Raw genomic sequence first — 18,844 nt, forward strand, 5'->3', positions numbered from 1 at the left:
TCAGCCCTGCGCGCGGAGGTTCTCCTCGATGCCGGCGAGGATCTCCTGCAGCTCGCTCGCCGGGCGGTCGACGAACACGGCCGTGCCGCCGGACTCCTCCTGGTGCGCGGCCTCGACCTCCGGGTCGTGGAACAGCTCCACGAGCTGCGCGATCGTCTCGTCATCGGCGTCCTCCGCCTGCACCGCCCACACGTTGATGTAGGGCTCCGAGGCCGCGCTGGCCGGGTCGTCCTCGAAGATCGAGTCCTCGGGCGTCAGGTCGGCCTCGCCCACGTAGTCGTTGTTGATGATCGCAGCGTCGACGCTCTGCAGCGAGATGGCGGTCTGCCCCGCGTCCACCGGGGTGACGGTGACGCGCGAGTCCTCGATGTCCGCCGGCGTCGACAAGGAGCTCCCGCCGTCGGTCAGCGTGACCAGTCCCGCCTCCTGCAGGACGAGCAGCGCCCGCGCCTGGTTCGTGGGGTCGTTCGGGATGGCGACCTCGCCGCCGTCCGGGATCTCCTCGACGCTCGCGTGCGCCGTCGAGTACAGCCCGAGCGGGTACACGGCCGTCGCCCCGACGGGCACGAGGTCGCTGTCCGTGTTGACGTTGAACTCCGCCAGGAACTGCAGGTGCTGGAACTGGTTGGCGTCGAGCTCGCCCTGCGAGAGCGCCTGGTTCGGCAGCTGGTAGTCGCTGAAGTTCTGCAGCTCCAGGGTGATCCCCGCCTCGGCGGCCTTGTCCACGAGGACGTCCCAGTGGGCGTCGCCCGCGCCGACGACGCCGACGGTGACGGTGGTCCCGCCGTCGCCGGAGGCGTCGTCGGAGGATCCGCCGCCGCCGGTCGAGCCCGGCGCCGCGCAGGCACCGAGCGCCAGGACGGCGCCCAGCGCTGTGGTCAGGACGGCGAGTCGGCGCGTGGTCATAGGAGGTCCTCCGGAGTCTGGGTTTCGGTCGCGTGCCCGGCCTCGTGGGCGGGCGGACGCGGCATCGTGCCCAGGTCGCGACGGCGAAGACGAACCGACGTCGCATGTCCCACGATGCGAGACACTCGGCCTGGGAAAGGGCTCTCCCGCGTGGCAGGATGCCGCACCATGACCTCCTCGAGAGTGCTCAACGACAACGGCGCGTGGTGCTGGTACCAGGACGAACGGGCGCTCGTGGACCCGGTGGCGAACACCCTGCTCGTGGGGTCGGTCGCCGCCCCGGAGGGCCCGGACGGCGCGCGCCGGGCGGGCAACATCGAGCTGAGCGTGACGGACCTCGCGACCGGGGCGAGCGACGTCGCCGTCCTGCACGCGAACCTGGAGGCCGACGACCACGACACGGCCGCGCTGCTCATCCGGCCCGACGGCCGCTACCTCGCCATGTACACCAGGCACAAGAGCGACGACCTCACGCGGTGGCGCATCTCGACCCGCCCGCACGACGCGTCCGCGTGGGAGCCGGAGCGCACGTTCGACTGGTCGGAGCTCACCGGCGGGCGCGGCGTGACGTACTCCAACGTGCACCGGCTCGCGGCCGAGGGGCGCACGTATGCGTTCGCGCGGGCGATCAACGACGACCCGTCGATCCTCGTCTCCGACGACGACGGCGACACCTGGTCGTACGGCGGCAAGCTGTTCACGCGGCCGAAGGTCGGCTACGTCAACGGATACACGCGCTACGCGAGCAACGGCGTCGACCGCATCGACGTGATCACGACAGACCATCATCCGCGCGACTACGACAACTCGATCTACCACGGCTACGTCTCCGGCGGCCGGCTGCACGACTCGAGCGGCGCCGTCGTCGGCCCGCCGGTGCGCTCCCCCGACGCCGTCTCGCAGGTGGAGCTGACCACAGTGCTCGCGACCGGGACCGAGGTGGGCGGAGCACGCCTCACGCACTGCTGGACCACTGACCTGCGGCGCGACGACGCGAGCGGGCGGATCGCCGCCGTCCTGTCCGCGCGCGCTGACGACTCACCGCTCGACGACCGGCGCCTCGTGTACGCGGCGTTCGACGGCGAGACGTGGCGGGTGCACCCCCTCGCTCGCGCCGGGCGCGCCCTCCTCGACCACGAGCAGGACTACACCGGGCTCGCCGCCGTCGACCCGTACGACCTCGACTCCGTGTACGTCTCGACGCCGATCGACCCGTCGTCCGGCGACGCGCTCGCGCACCACGAGATCTTCCACGGGCGCACCGCCGACGGCGGAGCCTCCTGGGCGTGGGAGGCGGTCACCTCGGGGTCCTCGGTCGACAACCTCCGGCCGATCGTGGCTCCCGGCGACCCGGGCACGCTGGCGCTGCTCTGGTTCCGGGGCACGATGACGGCGTCGCAGCACTACGACTGCGAGGTCGTCGCGCGCGTCACCCCCCGCTGACCCCTTCGCGAGAGGATCTGTGCGCCACCGCGAGAGGTTCTGTGCGCCACCGCGAGAGGTTCTGTGCGCCACCGCGAGAGGATCTCTGCGGCCCGCCACGCCTCGCCTCAGCCGCGCGCCGGCACCAACGACAGGAACGCGTTGCGAGTCCGCTCGTGCCGCGTCATGGCGGTGCGGAGCATGGTGCGGGCCGCCGTCCGCAGGACCTGGGGCCGTACGAGCCGCTCCCTCTCGTAGCGGCGCAGCGCCTCCGGGAGGGGGTGCTCATGAAGGGCGCGGGCGAGCGCATGGGCGTCCTGGATGGACTCGCAGGCACCACGTCCCAGATTGGGCGACATGGCGTGGGCCGAGTCACCGACCAGCACGGCCCGGCCCCGAACGAGCCGGCGCGGCCAGCGTGACTCCCAGAGGTCGTTGACGAGCGTGTCGTCGGGGCGCGCGAGATCCAGGACCGTGCGGACTGGCCCGGGATGGCTCGAGAACCGTGACCGCAGGGCGTTCAGCGCCTCGTCGCGAGACGCGAAGCGCCGAGCCGGGACGGTCGCGAACCAGTTGGTGCCGTCCGGGTGCGGGGTCATGCCGAACAGGGCGCCGGGCGCCCAGAACTCCGACAGGGCGCCGTCGGCCACCGGCTCGGCGATGACGCCGCGGATCGCCGTCACGCCCAGGCGCTGCGGAGCCCGCGCTGCCGGCCACAGGGCGCTGCGGACGACGCTGTGCACGCCGTCCGCCCCGACGACGAGGTCCCCGGGCAGACCCCCGGGGTCGGTGACGGCGTGCTCATGGACCTTCACGTGCGGGGGCAGGGCGGACCAGAGCTGGTCGAGCAGCGCGGTGCGGCCGATGAGCCACACGTCCTGATCGGTCACGCCGATCAGGACACGTCCCGCGCGATCGTGCATGCGAGCCCGATCGAGGTGCGTCGCCTGCCGGCGGACGTCTGGGCCGACGCCGATCGTGTCCAGGGCCGCCATGGCTTCCGGCCAGATACCCAGCGCCGTCGGGACCGTCCGCATACTCCTCGCGCGTTCGTGCAGGTGAATGTCCCACGAACGCGGCAGCATCCCGGCCAGCGCGAGCCCGGCGACACCGCCGCCCACGACGTCGACCCGCGGCGTGGTCTGCGTCATACGGCGACCTGTCGAGCGAGGTCGGCGAGAGCGGGAGCGGCGGAGTCCGCCCGGACGACGATCTCGGTGCCGACGGCGGTCCGCAGGCCCAGGGCGTGCAGGCCCGCGGGTCCGTCGACGAGGCGCAGCGGCAGGGCGCCGAACGTCTCGACGCCGATGTGCTCGACGAGCTCGTCTTCCCGGGCCCCAATCTCGAGCCATGCGACCTCGGTCACCGGCGGCTCGTGCTCGACCCGCGCGCGGGCGGGGTGATCGGGGGCGTCCTCGTGGAAGTAGAAGTTGGGCAGCCCGCGTGCCCAGGTCGTGGCGGCGTTGCCGGGCGCCATGATCGTGGTGGCGTGAGTGCCGTCGGGCCGGTTCGCACCGCGAGCGACGACCACGTCGCCGCCGAGCCGGCGGGCCACCTCCTCGAGGTCGGCTCGGCTGCGGGCGCGGAGGTTCCACGTCATCCAGTGGTCGCCGGTCGCGGTGACGCCCTCGAACCAGCCTGCGAACAGCCGCACCGGAGGTGGCAGATCCGCCGGGCGGGCGATCACCGACTCGACGTTGATGTACGCCCCACCGGGCAGGGGCACGACCCGGTGCGCCGTCGGCATCTCGGTCAGCCATCCGCCCTCGACGCTGCGCAGGCCGGTGGTCCGGCGCAGCCGCTCGGCGCCCTCGTACAGGTGCGACACTCCGAGCGTGACGTGGTCCAGGTCGTAGACGGGCATGCGTCCTCCGCTAGGATCAGGTTGTCCTCAACCTAGATTTGCTTACAAACCTACTCTGGGAGATGTGCGGTGTCAACGCCACTGACCGTCGATCAGGGGGTGCGGGAGATGATCCTGCTCATGCCCCGCCTGATGGCCCGCTCCAAGCGGATGCCGATCCCCGAGGAGCTCAAGGACTTCGCCCTCACCCCACGCCACCTCTCGCTGCTCGCGCTGCTCGTCTACGACGAGGAGGCGACGGTCAAGGAGCTCGCAGCCGGCCTTCAGGTCGCCTCCACGACGGTGAGCCTCGTGGTGGGCGACCTCAGCCGACAGGGCATCCTCGAACGCCGCGAGGACGAGGCTGACCGGCGCCGAACGATCGTCACGATCGCCGTCGAGCATCGCGCCGCCGTCGAGAGCTGGCTCGCCGCGGGCGCCGACTCCTGGCACACGGTCTTGCAACCCCTGACCCCGGAGGAGCGCGGCGTGGTCGTCGGCGCCCTGCTCGCCTACGAACGCGAGTCCATGGCCGCCACGGGCCAACCCGACTGATGGCCGCCGACCTCACGCGGGCCCGGCTTGCTCACGCAGGTGCCGCGAACCACCGAGGAATGTTCGCGGCGTCCGCTCGAGCACACGGCGGTCGGGTGCGGCAGCGCTTCGGCGCTCCGCTCGCCCTCACCCCGGATGTCGACGTCCAGGTCGGCTTTCCGGAGGTGCCACCCGCGGCACAGTCCGCGTTCGCCGCCGAGGTCGTCGCGTACGCACGCGAGCAGGGTCCGCTCGACGAGGTGGGCTGGTGGTCGATGGATGAACCGGGGGCCGGCCTGCTGGGATCACGGCTGCTCGCGCGCGGGTTCAGCTGGGGTTGGCGACCGAACTGGATGGCCCTGGACCTCGACGACCTGGTGGACGATCAGACCGTGCCCGCCGATCTCGCTATCGCCGAGGTCAGCCCGACGGACGGCGACCGGCTCAGTGAGCTGCCGTACCGCCCGCCGGCAGGGGCAGCCGACGAGCCGTCGCTGACGTACTTCGCGGCCTGGCGAGGCAGGACCGGCGTCGGCGTCGGCGTCGTGACGCTGCACTGCGCCGAGCTCGACGGCGAACCGGTGGGTGGGATCTACTCCACGAGCGTGCTGCCGTCAGCTCGGCGGCAGGGCGTGGGCACGGCGCTGACGGTGGCGGCGTGCCGGCGTGCGCGCGACCTTGGCTGCCGCTACGTCGTGCTGAACGCGACCAGCATGGGCGAACCGGTCTATCGCCGAACGGGCTTCGCCTCGCTGGGCGAGACCGGGCAGACCTGGTGGATGACCGGACGCGCGCTCCGCGCTCCGGCGCCGCCACCCGCCGTCGTCGAGCTCGTGGAGCTGATCGGCGACGGAGACCGCACCGCCGTCGAACGGTCGCTCCGCTCGGCTCAGGTCGACCTCGGCGAACCGCTCCTGTGCGGCCTCTCGCCGCACGAGATAGCCACAGCGGTCGGGCAGCCCGACATCGCCGAGCGGCTGAAGGCCGGCATCGGCGACTGACCGGGGTCCACCGGCGACAGCGCGTCGCCGCGCCCGGGGAGCGAGACGCGTGTCCTGGCAGTCAGACGCGGGTCGCCCAGAAGGCGACGGCGGACGCCGCTGCCACGTTGAGCGAGTCCACTCCCCCGGTCATCGGGATCCGCACGACGACGTCGGCCGCCGCCACGGTCGTCGGCGCCAGCCCGTGGCCCTCCGTCCCGAGGACGAGGGCGAGCCGCTCGGGAGGCGACGACGCGAGCTCGTCGAGCGTGACGGCGTCGTCGGCCAGTGCGAGCGCCGCCACGGTGAACCCGGCGCCACGCAGCTCGTCCATGCCCGCGGGCCACTCCTCGATCCGCGTCCACGGCACCTGGAAGACGGTGCCCATCGAGACGCGCACGCTCCGTCGGTACAGCGGATCGGCGCAGCGCGGCGTCACGAGCACGGCGTCGACGCCGAGCCCCGCCGCGGAGCGGAACATCGCCCCGACGTTCGTGTGGTCGACGACGTCCTCGAGCACCGCCACCCGGCGCGCGCCGGCCAGCAGGTCCCGGGCCGCGGGCAGCGGCGGACGGTGCATCGCCGCCAGCGCCCCGCGGTGCAGGTGGAAGCCGGTCACCTGCTCCAGGAGCGCCTCGTCGGCGACGAACACCGGGGCCTCCGGGAACGCCGTCGTCACCTCCGTCATGTCCGCCAGCCAGCGCGGCGCCATGAGGAACGACCTCGGGCGATGGCCGGCCGCCACCGCCCGCCTGATCACCGTCGACGACTCCGCCATGTAGAGCCCGTGCTCCGGCTCGTAGCGCGTCCGCAGTCGGACGTCGGTCAGTCGGGTGTACTCCTCGACGCGCGGGTCAGCGGCGTCGTGGATCTCGATCGTGGGCACGACGGCGATTCTTCCCGACCCGAGGCCTCAGCCCGTGCCGTACGCGGCGAGGAACGCCGTCACCCCGGAGTCGGCGATCGCAGCGACCTCGGCGTCGTCGAGCTCCCGCGCGTCGCCGAGCAGCGCCCGGTCCAGCGAACTGCCGAGCACGAGGAACGCGAAGTGCTCCGCCGCCCGCTCCGGGTCCTCGACCCGGAGCCGTCCCGCCGCCGTCAGCTGCTCGAACGCCGCCGCCAACGCGGCGACGACGCGCCCCGGGACCCGCTCCGCATACTCCCGCGCCAGGTCGGGGAACCGGCTCACCTCGCCGATGAGCAGACGCCGCAACCGGACGAGCCGCGTGCTCGTCGCCGCCCGCAGCTGCCGTCGGGCGAGGTCGCGCATCGCCTCCTCGAGGTCGTCGGGCTCCTCGAGCGCCGACACGATCTCGGCGACGAAGGCCGAGGTCGTGCCGGTCGCGGTGAGGACGACGGCGCGGAAGAGCTCCTCCTTGTCCGCGTAGTTGTTGTAGACGCTGCGCTTCGCGACGCCCGCACGAGCCGCCACCTCGTCCAGGCTCGTCCCCACGTAACCGCGCTCGAGGAAGAGGTCGGTGCCCGCCGCCACGATCGCGAACCGGGTGCGGACGACGCGCGGGTCCATCCTGGGCAGCAGTCTCGACACGTTGCTCACCCTAGGCGCCGATCTGGACTCTTGCACTCATCAGTGCATAAACTCGATCCGGCACCGACGCCACCGAGGAGCAGCCATGTCCGACGACGCCACGTCCCCCGCCCGCGAGTCGTCCGGCGTGCCGGCCGAGCCTCCCGCCGTCGCCCGCGACCCCGCCGGCGGCTTCGACACAGGCGCCGCGATCACACGCTCCCTGCTGGGCTGGGGCGTCGTCGTCGGGCCGTTCTACGTGGTCGTCTCGCTCGCGCAGGCGCTCACGCGCGACGGCTTCGACCTGTCCCGCCACGCGCTCAGCCAGCTCGCGCTCGGGCCGGGCGGCTGGGTCCAGACCGTCAACCTCGCGCTTTCGGGCCTCATGGTGGTCGCGGCAGGCATCGGCATCGCCCGCGCGCTCGTGCCCGGACGGCGCGTGCGGCTCGCGGGCGGCCTCGTCGCGGCGTTCGGCGTCGGGATGCTCGGCGCCGCCCTCTTCCCGACCGACCCGATCAACGGCTTCCCGCCGGGCACCGAGGAGACGATGACGGCGTCCGGGATGCTGCACCTCGTGCTCAGCGGTCTGGGCTTCCTGGCCCTCGGCGTCGGCGCGATCCTGACCGGCGGCGCGCTCGCCCGGCGCGCCGAGGCCCTCGCGGGTATCGCCCGCGCCTCACGAGTGTGCGGGATCGTGGTCCTCGTGGCGTTCGTCGCGGGCGCCGCGTTCGGCGGCACGGCGCTCGGGATCGCACTCCTGTGGCTCGCAGTCCTCACCGGCTGGGCGTGGCTGCTCGCCGTGTGCGTGACGTGCTACCGCCGCGTCGTGCCCCACCCGGACGCGGCCCGGCGCGCCCGCGGTGCCGCGTAGAGCGACGCCACGGATCCGCTGCCCGGCTCAGTGCACGGACGCCTCGTCCGGCTCCTCCTCCACGGGCGCGGCGAACTGGCTCTGGTACAGCCGCCGGTACGCCCCGTCCCGTTCGAGCAGCTCGGCGTGGGAGCCCTGCTCGACGATCCGTCCGTGCTCCATGACCACGATGACGTCGGCCCCCGTGATCGTGGAGAGCCGGTGCGCGATGACGAAGCTCGTCCGGCCCACGCGCAGCGCGTTCATCGCCTTCTGCACGAGCACCTCGGTACGGGTGTCGACGGAGCTCGTCGCCTCGTCGAGGATGAGGATCGGCGGGTCCGCGACGAACGCCCGCGCGATCGTCAGCAGCTGGCGCTCGCCGGCCGACAGGCTGCCGCCCTCCTCCGTCACCACCGTGTCGAAGCCGTCCGGGAGGCTGTGCACGAACGCGTCGACGTGCGTCGCCTCGGCGGCCCGCATCATGCGCGCGGAGATCTCCGGCGTGAGCTCTCCCCCGTGCCGCGTCGCCTCGATCGGGTACACGATGTTCTGCGCGATGGTGCCCTCGAACAGCCACGTGTCCTGGAGCACCATCCCGACGCTGCGCCGCAGGTCGTCCCGCGTCATCTCCCGCGTGTCGACGCCGTCGAGCGTGATGCGGCCAGCGTCCACGTCGTAGAAGCGCATGATGAGGTTGACCAGCGTGGTCTTCCCGGCGCCGGTCGGGCCGACGATCGCCACCGTCTGCCCGGGCTCCGCCACCAGCGACAGGTCCTCGATGAGCGGCGCGTCCGGCGAGTACGAGAACGAGACGTCCTCGAACGCCACCCGGCCCGACACGCGCTCGAGCCGCTCCGGTGCCGCCGGGTCCGGCGTCTGCTCCTCCGCGTCCAGCAGTGCGTAGACGCGCTCCGCCGACGCCGCCCCGGACTGCAGCATGTTCATCATCGCCGCGATCTGCGTGATCGGCTGCGTGAACTGCCGGGAGTACTGGATGAACGCCTGCACGTCGCCGAGCGTCATCGTACCCGACGCGACCCGCAGACCGCCGATCACGGCCACGATCACGTAGTTGAGGTTGGCGATGAAGCCCATCGCCGGCTGGATCGTGCCCGAGATGAACTGGGCCTTGAACGATGCGTCGTACAGCTCGCCGTTCTTGTCGTCGAACGTGCGCTGCGCCGCCGGCTGCTGACCGAACACCTTGACGAGAGCGTGACCGGTGTACATCTCCTCGATGTGTCCGTTCAGCTCACCCGTGGTGCGCCACTGCCGGATGAACTGCGGCTGCGAGCGCTTCGCGATGAGCGCCGTCACGAGGGCCGAGAGCGGCACGGTCACGAGCGCGATGAGCGCGAGCAGCGGCGAGATCACGAACATCATGACGAGCACGCCGATCACGGTGAGCACCGACGTGATGAGCTGAGCCAGGGTCTGCGACATCGTCTGGGCGATGTTGTCGATGTCGTTGGTGACCCGCGACAGCACCTCGCCGCGCGGCTGGCCGTCGAAGTACTTGAGCGGCACGCGGCCGAGCTTGGCCTCGACGCGCTGGCGCAGCCGGTACATCGACGTCTGCACGACGATCGCCGTGATGCGCGCCTGCAGCCAGCCGAACAGGAACGACCCGAGGTACACCACGAGCACCCAGGCGAGGATGATCGCGAGCGCCCGGAAGTCGACGCCGGCGCCCGGCACGAAGTTGAGCGGCTCCAGCAGGTCGGCGAGCTGGTCGTTCCCCGACGCCCGCAGCCCTTCGAGCGCCTGCTCGCGCGTGATCCCGTCGGGCAGGTTCCGCGAGAGGAACCCGGCGAACACGATGTTGGTCGCGTTCCCGAGGAGCTTGGGCCCGATCACCGCCAGCGCCACGGACAGGACACCGAGCACGATGATCCCCACGAGCGCCACTCTGTGGTCGCGCAGGTCGCCGAGCAGGCGGCTCAGAGTCCCCCGCATGTCGAGCGCCTTCTCCGCCGGCATGCCCATGCCGCCCCAGGGCCCGCCGCTGCGTCCGCCCGCACGAGCGCTCCGCGTGACGGCGGCGTCGTCGGTCTTCGCCGGGGTGCTGTCGTCGCCCGCGGCCGACGACGTCGCGCCGTTCGGAGCCTGCTGAGGCCGTTGCTCGTCGCTCATGCCGCCTCCTCCAGGCTCAGCTGCGAGGAGACGATCTCGCGATACGTCTCCGAGGTCTCGAGCAGCCCGTCGTGCGTGCCCTGGCCGACCACGCGGCCGTCGTCGAGCACGATGATCCGGTCGGCGTCGCGGATCGTCGCCACGCGTTGTGCGACCACGAGGACGACGGCGTCCCTCGTCCGGGGAACGAGCGCGCGTCTCAGTGCGGCGTCGGTCGCGTAGTCGAGCGCCGAGAACGAGTCGTCGAACAGGTAGATGTGCGGGCGGTGCACGAGCGCTCTGGCGATGGACAGCCGCTGCCGCTGGCCGCCGGACACGTTCGTGCCGCCCTGCGCGATCTCGGCGTCGAGGCCGCCGTCCATCTCGCGGACGAAGTCCGCGCCCTGCGCGACACCCAGCGCGTCCCAGAGCGCCTCGTCCGTCGCGCCCGCGTCCCCGTAGCGCAGGTTCGAGCCGACGGTGCCGCTGAACAGGTACGCCTTCTGCGGGACCAGACCGATCTCGGCGGTCACGACGGCGGGGTCGAGGTCGCGCACGTCGACGTCGTCGATGAGGACCTGCCCGGACGTCGCGTCGAAGAGCCGGGGCACGAGGCCCACCAGCGTGGACTTCCCGGAGCCCGTGGCGCCGATGATCGCCGTCGTCTGCCCGGGCTCGGCCACGAACGAGACGCCGTGCAGCACCGGCGAGTCGGCTCCGGGGTAGCCGAACGTCACGTCGCGGAACTCCAGACGCCCGGTGAGCTGCTCCGGGCGCTGGGGCCGTTCCGGGTCGAGGATGGTGGGCTCGGAGTCGAGGACCTCGTTGATGCGGCCGGCGGACACCTCGGCCCGGGGGGCGAGCATGACCATCATCGACGACATCATCACCGCCATGAGGATGTACATGATGTAGGTGAGGAACGCCGTCAGCGCCCCCAGCTCCATGGCGCCGGAGTCGATCCGCTGCCCACCGAACCACAGCACCGCCACGCTCGTGACGTTCATGACGAGCATGACCGTGGGGAACATCAGGGCCATGAGCTTGCCCACCCGCACGGAGACGTCCCGCAGCGCCTCGTTCGCGTCCGAGTAGCGCTCCTCCTCGTACCCCTCCCGCACGAACGCGCGGATGACGCGGATGCCGGTGATCTGCTCGCGCATCACGCCGTTGATCGCGTCGATGCGCTTCTGCATCTTCTGGAACAGCGGGACCATCCGCGACACGATCGCGAGGACCACCAGCACCAGGACGGGGACGACGACGAGGAGGATCGCCGACAGCGCCACATTCTCCTGGAGCGCCATGATCACGCCGCCGACCAGCATGATCGGCGCCATCACGATGAGCGTCAGCGTGAACATGACGAGCATCTGCACCTGCTGCACGTCGTTCGTCGTGCGCGTGATCAGCGACGGCGCCCCGAACCGGCCCATCTCCTGGGCAGAGAACGCCTGGACGCGGGCGAAGAGGGAGCCGCGCACGTCGCGCCCCACCGCCATCGCTGTGCGGGCGCCGTAGTAGACCGCGACGACCGACGCGACGACCTGGGCGAGGCTGACGACGAGCATGACGGCGCCGAGCCGCCAGATCTCCGCCGTGTCACCGACGGCGACCCCGTCGTCGATGATCCGGGCGTTGAGGCTCGGCAGGTAGAGCGAGGCCAGGGTCTGGACGAGCTGCAGGACCAGGACCAGCGCTATCGGTCGACGGTACGGAGCGAGATATGTCCCCAGAAGGCGCAGAAGCACCCGGCGAGAGTATGCCGGAGGCAACTATCCTCGCCAGACGTTTCGCCCTCGGCGTGACGCCGGCGCGCCTCGTCATGGCTGACGAGGCGCGCCGCGCGGCGAGGCGGACCGGGTGCTCTACTGCTGCTGCTCCGGCGGCCGCGGCGGAGCCTGCGACGGCGTGGGCGGCGGTACCTGGGGCGGCGACGGCGGCACCGGCGGCTCGCCCTGCGGACGCTGGCCCGCCTCCGCCTGGTGGCTGAACGGGATCCCGGAGGAGACCCCGGCGGCGTTCGCCTCGCTCGTCGCCTGGTTCGCCTGGCTGCGCGCCTCGGCCAACGCCTCGGACGGGTCCTGCAGCGACGTCTCCTCGAGTTCCGCGTCGATGCCGGGCACCTCCTCACGCTCGCGAGGCTCGCCGCCGCCGCCGTCGGGTGCGGTCGGCCCAGCGCCTCGACCGCCGCCGAACCCGTCGGCGATGGCACCCAGCGCCGCGGTGAACTCCGTCGGCACGATCCACATCTTGCTCGAGGTGCCGTTCGCGATCTGCGGGAGCATCTGCAGGTACTGGTACGCGAGCAGCTTGGGGTCGGCGTCGCCGCGGTGGATGGCGTCGAACACCTGGAGGATCGCGCGCGACTCACCCTGGGCACGAAGGATCGCGGCCTGCGCCTGACCCTCGGCCCTCAGGATCGCCGACTGCTTCTCGCCCTCCGCCGTGAGGATCTGGGACTGCTTGACACCCTCAGCCGTGAGGATCGCCGCACGGCGGTCACGCTCGGCGCGCATCTGCTGCTCCATCGAGCCCTGCACGCTCGCGGGCGGGTCGATCGCCTTGAGCTCCACGCGGTTGACGCGGATGCCCCAGCGGCCGGTCGCCTCGTCCAGCACCCCGCGCAGCTGCCCGTTGATCTGGTCGCGGCTCGTGAGCGTCTGCTCGAGGTCCATCGAGCCGATGACGTTACGGAGCGTCGTCACCGTGAGCTGCTCGATACCGGTGATGTAGTTCGCGATCTCGTACGTCGCTGCCTTCGGGTCCGTGACCTGGAAGTAGATGACCGTGTCGATGCTGACCACGAGGTTGTCGGACGTGATCACGGGCTGGGGCGGGAAGGAGACGACCTGCTCGCGCAGGTCGACGCCGGCGCGCACGCGGTCCACGAACGGGATGAGGAAGTGCAGGCCCGCGTACATCGTGTCGTTGTAGCGCCCGAGGCGCTCCACGATGAGAGCCACCGCCTGGGGCACGATCCGCACGGCCCGTGCGACGGCGACGATGATGAAAATGGCGAGCAGGATCAGGACGATCCCGCCGATGACTTCTCCGGGCTCCACGTGGCTCCTTCGGGTCGGTGGGCGGTGCGGCGGTGGCCGGCGCCCGGCTGTCGGACCGGCGATCCGTCAGGTCGTCGGTGATCCCGGCGGTGGGACCGGTCCAGGCTGGTGGTACGGGCCGGTGGGCGGCGGACCGTACGGCGCGCCGGGCGCGGCGCCCGGCCCCGCCTGCTGCGGGACCTCCCGGACGACGACGGCCGTCGCCCCGTCGATCCGGATCACCCGGACGAGGCTGCCGACGGGCAGGACACCTGACTCCTCGGTGCGCGCCGTCCACACCTCCCCGGCAAGCTTGACCCGCCCCGCCATCGTCGAGACGTCGGCGACGACGACGGCCGGGCGGCCCACGTGGGCGGCGATGTTGGTCGCCGTCTCCGGCGTCGTGTTCTTGAACTTCCGCAGCGCCCACGGCCGCACGGCGACCACGAGCAGGGCGGAGACGACGCCGAACGTGGTGATCTGCAGCCAGAGCGGGGCACCGAGCGCCGCGACGATCGTCGCGGCCAGCGCGCCGCCGGCGAACATGAGGAACAGCAGGTCGACGACGAGCATCTCGATGACGCCGAGGAGCAGCGTGGCACCGAGCCACCAGATCCAGCCGGAGTTGTCCATGGCCTGCTCCTTCCGCTCACGTCGAGTGGTGCCGCACCCGCAGTCTATGGCAAAGAAACGACAAAGATCATGTGACGGCGGCGCCCCGGCGTCCGGAGGTGCCCCGCGCTGCAGCGCGCGCCGACCATCGGTCGCCGTGCCGCTCGACGTCCAGGACGACGCCGAACGTGCGCGAGAGGTGCTCGTCGGTGAGGACCTCGTCGATCGGGCCGGCGGCCTCCACCCCACCGGCGCGCAGCAGGAGCGCGTGGGTGAAGTGCGGCGGGATCTCCTCGACGTGGTGGGTGACCAGCACGAGCACCGGCGAGAGCGGGTCGGCCGCGAGCTCCCCGAGTGCCGCGACGAGCTCCTCCCGACCGCCGAGGTCGAGCCCGGCCGCGGGCTCGTCGAGCAGCAGGATCTCGGGATCGGTCATGAGCGCCCGGGCGATCTGCGTCCGCTTGCGCTCGCCCTCGCTGAGCGTGCCGTAGAGCCGGTCGGTGAAGTCCGCCATGCCGAACGCGGCGAGCAGGTCGAGGGCGCGTCCGGTGTCCACGTCCTCGTACCCCTCCCGCCAGCGCCCGGTGACGCCGTAGGACGCCGTCAGGACGACGTCGAGCACGCGTTCAGAACCGGGGATGCGCTCCGCGAGCGCCGCGCTCGCGAGGCCGACGCGCGGGCGCAGCTCGAAGACGTCGACGCGGCCGAGTCGCTCCCCGAGGACGTCGACGGTGCCGACCGTGGGGTGCATGCGGGCCGCGGCCAGCTGGATCACCGTGGTCTTCCCCGCGCCGTTCGGCCCGAGGACCACCCAGCGCTCGCCGTCGGCCACGCGCCAGCTGATCTCATCGAGGATCTGGGTCGTCCCCCGTCGCACGGACACCTGGTCGAGGTCGAGCACGTCACCCATGGCCCCTGACCCTACGCGAGCCGTCGCCCTCGGTTGTGCCGTGCCCAGCCGGGCGCCGCCGCCGTCGTAGGTTGGGCGCGTGAAGCTGCCGCGCGCCGTCCGCCTCGCCCTGTGGCTGCCCACCGCCACCGACCTCCCGGCCGCGCGGCGGGCGGCTCTCGGCGTCGACGGCGACGACGAGCCGCACACCGTGGACGGCGAACCGCTCGCGGCCGAGCTGGCGAGGATCGCCGCGGAGCCGGGCGACGTCGTCGCTCTCCTCCCGACCCCCGGTGACGTGCTCGGCGTGCCCGCGGCGGCGTCCGGCGCGGCGCTCGACGCCGGCGAGTGCGTGCTCGTGCGGACCGGCGCCGGCGCCCGCGTGCTCGTGCCCGAGGTCCACGCGTTCGGCAGCGCGCTCGAGCCCGGTGCGCACGTCGACTGGCACGTGGTGCCGGCGGGGCCGGAGGCGGTGGGCCCGGCGCCGCTGTCCCTCGGCGAGGCGCGCGCCGGGCTCCTGGAGGCGATGCTCACCGCGACCCAGGCGCTGGCCGCGATCGACGTCGCCCGCTGGCGGGACGAGGCCGCGGACCTCGTGCGGGAGGCCGCCTCCCCTCACCCGCCGGACGGCTGGGACCTGCCGGCGGAGCTGGACCAGCGGCGCGTGGACGTGCTGCTGCGGGCGGCGCGGCTGCTCGCGATCGCCGAGCTCGCGACGTCCGACGACGGCGCCGCCATCACGTCGTGGCAGGCGGACCGACGCCTCGGAGCGCTGCTCGACGTGCGGGCGGCGGCGCGGCACGCCGTGGCCGCGGCGACGGCGCAGCGTCTCGGCAGGGTGTGAGCGGCCCCTCTCAGGCGCGCGCCAGCACCCGTTCGTAGACCTCGACGGTGCGGGCGGCGACGGCGTCCCAGGAGAAGTGCTCCTCGACCCGGGTGCGCGCCGCGCGGCCCATCGCCGCGGCCCGTGCCCGGTCGGTCGCGAGCGCCGTCAGCGCCGCGGCGAGGTCCGCCTCGAACCGCTCGGGGTCGAGCGGGGTGCCGGTCCCGTCCTGCTCCTGGGCGAGCGGCACGAGCAGCCCCGTGACGCCGTCGTCGACGACCTCCGGGATCCCCCCGGTGGCCGAGCCGACGACCGGCAGGCCCACCGCCATTGCCTCGAGGTTCACGATGCCGAGCGGCTCGTAGATCGAGGGGCAGACGAACACGGTGGACGCCGCGAGCACGGCCACGAGCTCCTCGCGCGGCAGCATCCGCTCGATCCAGACGACGCCCGAGCGCTCCCGCGCGAGCTCCGCGACGAGCCCGCTCACCTCGGCTGCGATCTCCGGGGTGTCGGGCGCGCCGGCGCACAGCACGAGCTGGACGTCGGGCGGCAGGGCGCGGGCGGCGCGCAGCAGGTAGGGCAGCCCCTTCTGCCGCGTGATCCGGCCGACGAACACCACCGCCGGCGCGTCGGGGTCGACGCCGTGAGCGACGGCGGCGGCCCGCGCCTCGGGCGTGAGCGCGCCGTCCGCGTCGACCGGCCGGCGCCACCCGTCGAGGTCGATCCCGTTGTGCACCACGTGCACCCGGTCGGGGTCGACGTCCGGGTAGCTGCGCAGGATGTCGGCACGCATCCCGGCGCTGACGGCGATGACGCCGGCCGCGCCGAGGTACGCCGTGCGCTCCGCCCACGACGAGAGCGCGTACCCGCCGCCGAGCTGCTCGGCCTTCCACGGCCGCAGCGGCTCGAGGCTGTGCGCCGTGACGACGTGCGGGACGCCGTGCAGCAGCGACGCCAGATGCCCGGCGAGGTTCGCGTACCAGGTGTGGGAGTGCACGAGGTCGGCGCCCGCCACGTCGGCGGCCATCGCCAGGTCGACGCCGAACGTGCCGAGGGCGGCGTTCGCACCGGCCAGCTCCGGAAGGGGCGCGTAACCCGTGACCTGCGGGCCGCCGTCGTCCGCCTCGCGCGGTCCGTCGAAGGCGCGCACGCGCACGTCCAGCAGCGGCGCGAGCACCCGGGCGAGCTCCGCGACGTGCACCCCAGCGCCGCCGTAGACGTGCGGCGGGTACTCCCTGGTGAGCAAGTCGACTCGCATCGGCCGCGCCCTTCCGTCCGTCGTACGTGCGGTGTCATCTCATCCGACGCCGAAGCGATGGCAACCGGACGTGGGGCACCCTAGGGTTCGCATCATGGCAGCACCTCGGGTCCTCGCGATCGTCCTGGCCGGTGGCGAGGGCAAGCGGCTCATGCCTCTGACGGCGGATCGTGCCAAGCCCGCCGTCCCGTTCGGCGGGATCTACCGCCTCATCGACTTCGCGCTCTCGAACATCGTGAACTCGCGGTACCTGCGCATCGTCGTGCTCACGCAGTACAAGTCGCACAGCCTCGACCGCCACATCGCGAAGACGTGGCGGATGTCGCACCTGCTCGGCAACTACGTCGCGCCGGTCCCCGCGCAGCAGCGGGTCGGGAAGAACTGGTACCTCGGCAGCGCCGACGCGATCTACCAGAGCCTCAACCTGCTCGACGACGAGAAGCCGGACATCGTCGTCGTCGTCGGCGCCGACCACGTGTACCGCATGGACTTCTCGCAGATGGTGGACGCGCACATCGCGTCCGGGGCGCCGCTCACCGTCGCCGGGATCCGGCAGCCGATCGAGCTCGCCGACCAGTTCGGGGTGATCGAGGCGGATCCCGACGACCCGCGCCGCATCAAGGCCTTCCTCGAGAAGCCGACCGACCCGGTGGGCCTGGCCGACTCCCCGCGCGAGGTGCTCGCCTCGATGGGCAACTACGTGTTCGACGCCGAGGCGCTCGTGGAGGCGGTGCGGACCGACTCGCAGGACCCGGCCTCGCGGCACGACATGGGCGGCGACATCGTGCCGTCGTTCGTCGAGCGCGGGCAGGCGGCCCTGTACGACTTCATCGAGAACGACGTCCCCGGCTCCAGCGAGCGCGACCGCGACTACTGGCGCGACGTCGGGACGCTCGACGCGTACTACGACGCGAACCGGGACCTCATCGCCGTCGTGCCCGTGTTCAACCTGTACAACGACGACTGGCCGGTCTTCACGGGGTACACCGGGCTGCCGCCGGCGAAGTTCGTGCACTCCTCGCCGGAGCGGATCGGGCTCGCCGTCGACTCGATCATCTCGCCCGGGGTGGTCGTCTCCGGCGGTGAGGTCCACGGCTCGATCCTGTCGCCCGGCACGCGCGTCAACTCGTGGTCGAGCGTGCGCGACTCCGTGCTGCTCGACAGCGTGACGATCGCCAGGCGGGCCCAGGTGAACCGCGCGATCCTCGACAAGTTCGTGGTCATCGAGGAGGGCGCGACGGTGGGGCTCAACCGGGAGCTCGACCTCGAACGCGGGTTCACGGTGACGCCGTCGGGCATCACCGTGGTGCCGAAGGGGACGCGGATCGGCGTCGACGCCGTGACGCCGTACTCTCTCGGGGTGTGAGCCACCCCCGCCGCCTTCTCGTCCTCGACGTCGACTCGACGCTCGTCACGTGCGAGGTCGTCGAGCTGCTCGCGGCGCGCGCCGGCTCCCTGGCCGAGGTCGCCGCGGTGACGGCGGCGGCGATGCGCGGCGAGCTCGACTTCGCGGCCTCGCTGCACGCACGCGTCGCGACGCTGGCCGGGCTGCCCGACTCCGTGTTCGACGAGGTGCTGGCCGAGGTGCGGCTGTCCCCCGGCGCCGCCGACCTCGTGGCCGAGTGCGGCCGCCGCGGGTGGCCGGTGGCGCTCGTCTCGGGCGGCTTCCGCGAGGTGGTGGAGCCCCTCGCGGCGCAGCTCGGCATCACGCGGACGCTCGCCAACGCGCTCGAGGTGGACGACGCCGGTCGGCTCACCGGGAAGGTGAGCGGCGGCGTCGTCGACCGCGCGGCGAAGGAACGCGAGCTGCGCGCGTTCGCCGCCGAGTGCGGCGTACCGATGGCGGACACGGTGGCGATCGGCGACGGCGCCAACGACCTCGACATGCTGGCCGCCGCCGGGCTCGGGATCGCCGTCCACGCGAAGCCGCTGGTGGCGGCGCAGGCGGACCTCGCGCTCGACTCCCTCGCCGACGTCATCCCGGCGATCGACGCACGGAGCTAGGCAGGCCCGTCGCCGGGCTCCGGCGTCGGGGAG

The 18,844-nt window shown here is 72.5% G+C and carries 18 protein-coding genes; 7 read left to right on the top strand and 11 right to left on the bottom strand.

Features of this window, described 5'->3' with window-relative positions; genetic code table 11:
* The gene (locus BCAV_RS11585; protein WP_015882793.1) at nucleotides 1-906 is read right to left on the bottom strand and encodes a MetQ/NlpA family ABC transporter substrate-binding protein; all 906 of its coding nucleotides are present in this window, start codon (nucleotides 904-906) and stop codon (nucleotides 1-3) included.
* Between the two features lie 168 nt (nucleotides 907-1,074).
* Here BCAV_RS11585 and BCAV_RS11590 point away from each other — a divergent pair, with 168 nt between their 5' ends.
* Entirely contained in the window at nucleotides 1,075-2,349 is a 1,275-nt protein-coding gene (locus tag BCAV_RS11590) for a BNR-4 repeat-containing protein (protein ID WP_015882794.1), read from the top strand.
* A 107-nt stretch (nucleotides 2,350-2,456) separates the two neighbouring features.
* Here the strand turns inward: BCAV_RS11590 and BCAV_RS11595 are convergent, their stop codons facing one another.
* Nucleotides 2,457-3,479, bottom strand: a complete 1,023-nt coding sequence (locus BCAV_RS11595; RefSeq protein ID WP_015882795.1) for an FAD-dependent monooxygenase — start codon at nucleotides 3,477-3,479, stop codon at nucleotides 2,457-2,459.
* Nucleotides 3,476-4,192, bottom strand: a complete 717-nt coding sequence (locus BCAV_RS11600) for a VOC family protein (protein WP_015882796.1) — start codon at nucleotides 4,190-4,192, stop codon at nucleotides 3,476-3,478. The genes BCAV_RS11595 and BCAV_RS11600 overlap by 4 nt, the downstream gene beginning before the upstream one ends.
* Nucleotides 4,193-4,261: 69 nt before the next feature.
* Between BCAV_RS11600 and BCAV_RS11605 the strand changes: the two genes are divergently transcribed.
* Both BCAV_RS11605 and BCAV_RS11610 read left to right on the top strand, forming a co-directional pair.
* A complete protein-coding gene (locus tag BCAV_RS11605) occupies nucleotides 4,262-4,726 on the top strand; it encodes a MarR family winged helix-turn-helix transcriptional regulator (RefSeq protein ID WP_043347059.1) in 465 nt (154 codons plus the stop codon).
* Complete coding sequence (locus BCAV_RS11610) at nucleotides 4,726-5,706, top strand: GNAT family N-acetyltransferase (RefSeq protein WP_083770022.1); 981 nt, start codon at nucleotides 4,726-4,728, stop codon at nucleotides 5,704-5,706. Before BCAV_RS11605 ends, BCAV_RS11610 begins: the two co-directional genes overlap by 1 nt.
* A gap of 61 nt (nucleotides 5,707-5,767) precedes the next feature.
* Here the strand turns inward: BCAV_RS11610 and BCAV_RS11615 are convergent, their stop codons facing one another.
* Nucleotides 5,768-6,571 carry a TrmH family RNA methyltransferase gene (locus BCAV_RS11615; protein ID WP_015882799.1) on the bottom strand — a complete coding sequence of 268 codons (804 nt, stop codon included), beginning with the start codon at nucleotides 6,569-6,571 and terminating at the stop codon, nucleotides 5,768-5,770.
* Nucleotides 6,572-6,598: 27 nt separating this feature from the next.
* Nucleotides 6,599-7,234 (bottom strand): TetR/AcrR family transcriptional regulator, encoded by a 636-nt coding sequence (locus BCAV_RS11620; RefSeq protein ID WP_222836638.1) that lies wholly within the window; start codon nucleotides 7,232-7,234, stop codon nucleotides 6,599-6,601.
* A gap of 85 nt (nucleotides 7,235-7,319) precedes the next feature.
* Here BCAV_RS11620 and BCAV_RS11625 point away from each other — a divergent pair, with 85 nt between their 5' ends.
* Nucleotides 7,320-8,084 (top strand): DUF998 domain-containing protein, encoded by a 765-nt coding sequence (locus BCAV_RS11625; RefSeq protein WP_015882801.1) that lies wholly within the window; start codon nucleotides 7,320-7,322, stop codon nucleotides 8,082-8,084.
* A 27-nt stretch (nucleotides 8,085-8,111) separates the two neighbouring features.
* Here BCAV_RS11625 and BCAV_RS11630 read toward each other — a convergent pair whose 3' ends face one another.
* From BCAV_RS11630 to BCAV_RS11650, 5 genes are all read right to left on the bottom strand, one after another.
* On the bottom strand, nucleotides 8,112-10,199 hold the full coding sequence (locus BCAV_RS11630) for an ABC transporter ATP-binding protein (RefSeq protein WP_015882802.1): 2,088 nt from the start codon (nucleotides 10,197-10,199) through the stop codon (nucleotides 8,112-8,114).
* Nucleotides 10,196-11,929 carry an ABC transporter ATP-binding protein gene (locus BCAV_RS11635; protein WP_015882803.1) on the bottom strand — a complete coding sequence of 578 codons (1,734 nt, stop codon included), beginning with the start codon at nucleotides 11,927-11,929 and terminating at the stop codon, nucleotides 10,196-10,198. The genes BCAV_RS11630 and BCAV_RS11635 overlap by 4 nt, the downstream gene beginning before the upstream one ends.
* 117 nt (nucleotides 11,930-12,046) lie before the next feature.
* The gene (locus tag BCAV_RS11640; protein ID WP_015882804.1) at nucleotides 12,047-13,243 is read right to left on the bottom strand and encodes an SPFH domain-containing protein; all 1,197 of its coding nucleotides are present in this window, start codon (nucleotides 13,241-13,243) and stop codon (nucleotides 12,047-12,049) included.
* 66 nt (nucleotides 13,244-13,309) lie between these two features.
* Nucleotides 13,310-13,855, bottom strand: a complete 546-nt coding sequence (locus BCAV_RS11645; protein ID WP_015882805.1) for an NfeD family protein — start codon at nucleotides 13,853-13,855, stop codon at nucleotides 13,310-13,312.
* Between the two features lie 67 nt (nucleotides 13,856-13,922).
* The gene (locus tag BCAV_RS11650) at nucleotides 13,923-14,744 is read right to left on the bottom strand and encodes an ABC transporter ATP-binding protein (RefSeq protein WP_015882806.1); all 822 of its coding nucleotides are present in this window, start codon (nucleotides 14,742-14,744) and stop codon (nucleotides 13,923-13,925) included.
* 79 nt (nucleotides 14,745-14,823) lie between these two features.
* Between BCAV_RS11650 and BCAV_RS11655 the strand changes: the two genes are divergently transcribed.
* Complete coding sequence (locus BCAV_RS11655) at nucleotides 14,824-15,567, top strand: hypothetical protein (RefSeq protein ID WP_015882807.1); 744 nt, start codon at nucleotides 14,824-14,826, stop codon at nucleotides 15,565-15,567.
* A 10-nt stretch (nucleotides 15,568-15,577) separates the two neighbouring features.
* On the opposite strand, the gene glgA is transcribed toward BCAV_RS11655, so the two are convergent.
* Nucleotides 15,578-16,807 carry a glycogen synthase gene (gene glgA / locus BCAV_RS11660; protein WP_015882808.1) on the bottom strand — a complete coding sequence of 410 codons (1,230 nt, stop codon included), beginning with the start codon at nucleotides 16,805-16,807 and terminating at the stop codon, nucleotides 15,578-15,580.
* Nucleotides 16,808-16,901: 94 nt separating this feature from the next.
* On the opposite strand from glgA, the gene glgC reads away from it, so the two are divergent.
* Both glgC and serB read left to right on the top strand, forming a co-directional pair.
* On the top strand, nucleotides 16,902-18,173 hold the full coding sequence (glgC, locus tag BCAV_RS11665; protein ID WP_015882809.1) for a glucose-1-phosphate adenylyltransferase: 1,272 nt from the start codon (nucleotides 16,902-16,904) through the stop codon (nucleotides 18,171-18,173).
* On the top strand, nucleotides 18,170-18,811 hold the full coding sequence (gene serB, locus BCAV_RS11670) for a phosphoserine phosphatase SerB (protein WP_015882810.1): 642 nt from the start codon (nucleotides 18,170-18,172) through the stop codon (nucleotides 18,809-18,811). Before glgC ends, serB begins: the two co-directional genes overlap by 4 nt.
* Nucleotides 18,812-18,844 lie beyond the last annotated feature (33 nt).

This window comes from Beutenbergia cavernae DSM 12333, from assembly GCF_000023105.1.
GTDB lineage: Bacteria > Actinomycetota > Actinomycetes > Actinomycetales > Beutenbergiaceae > Beutenbergia > Beutenbergia cavernae.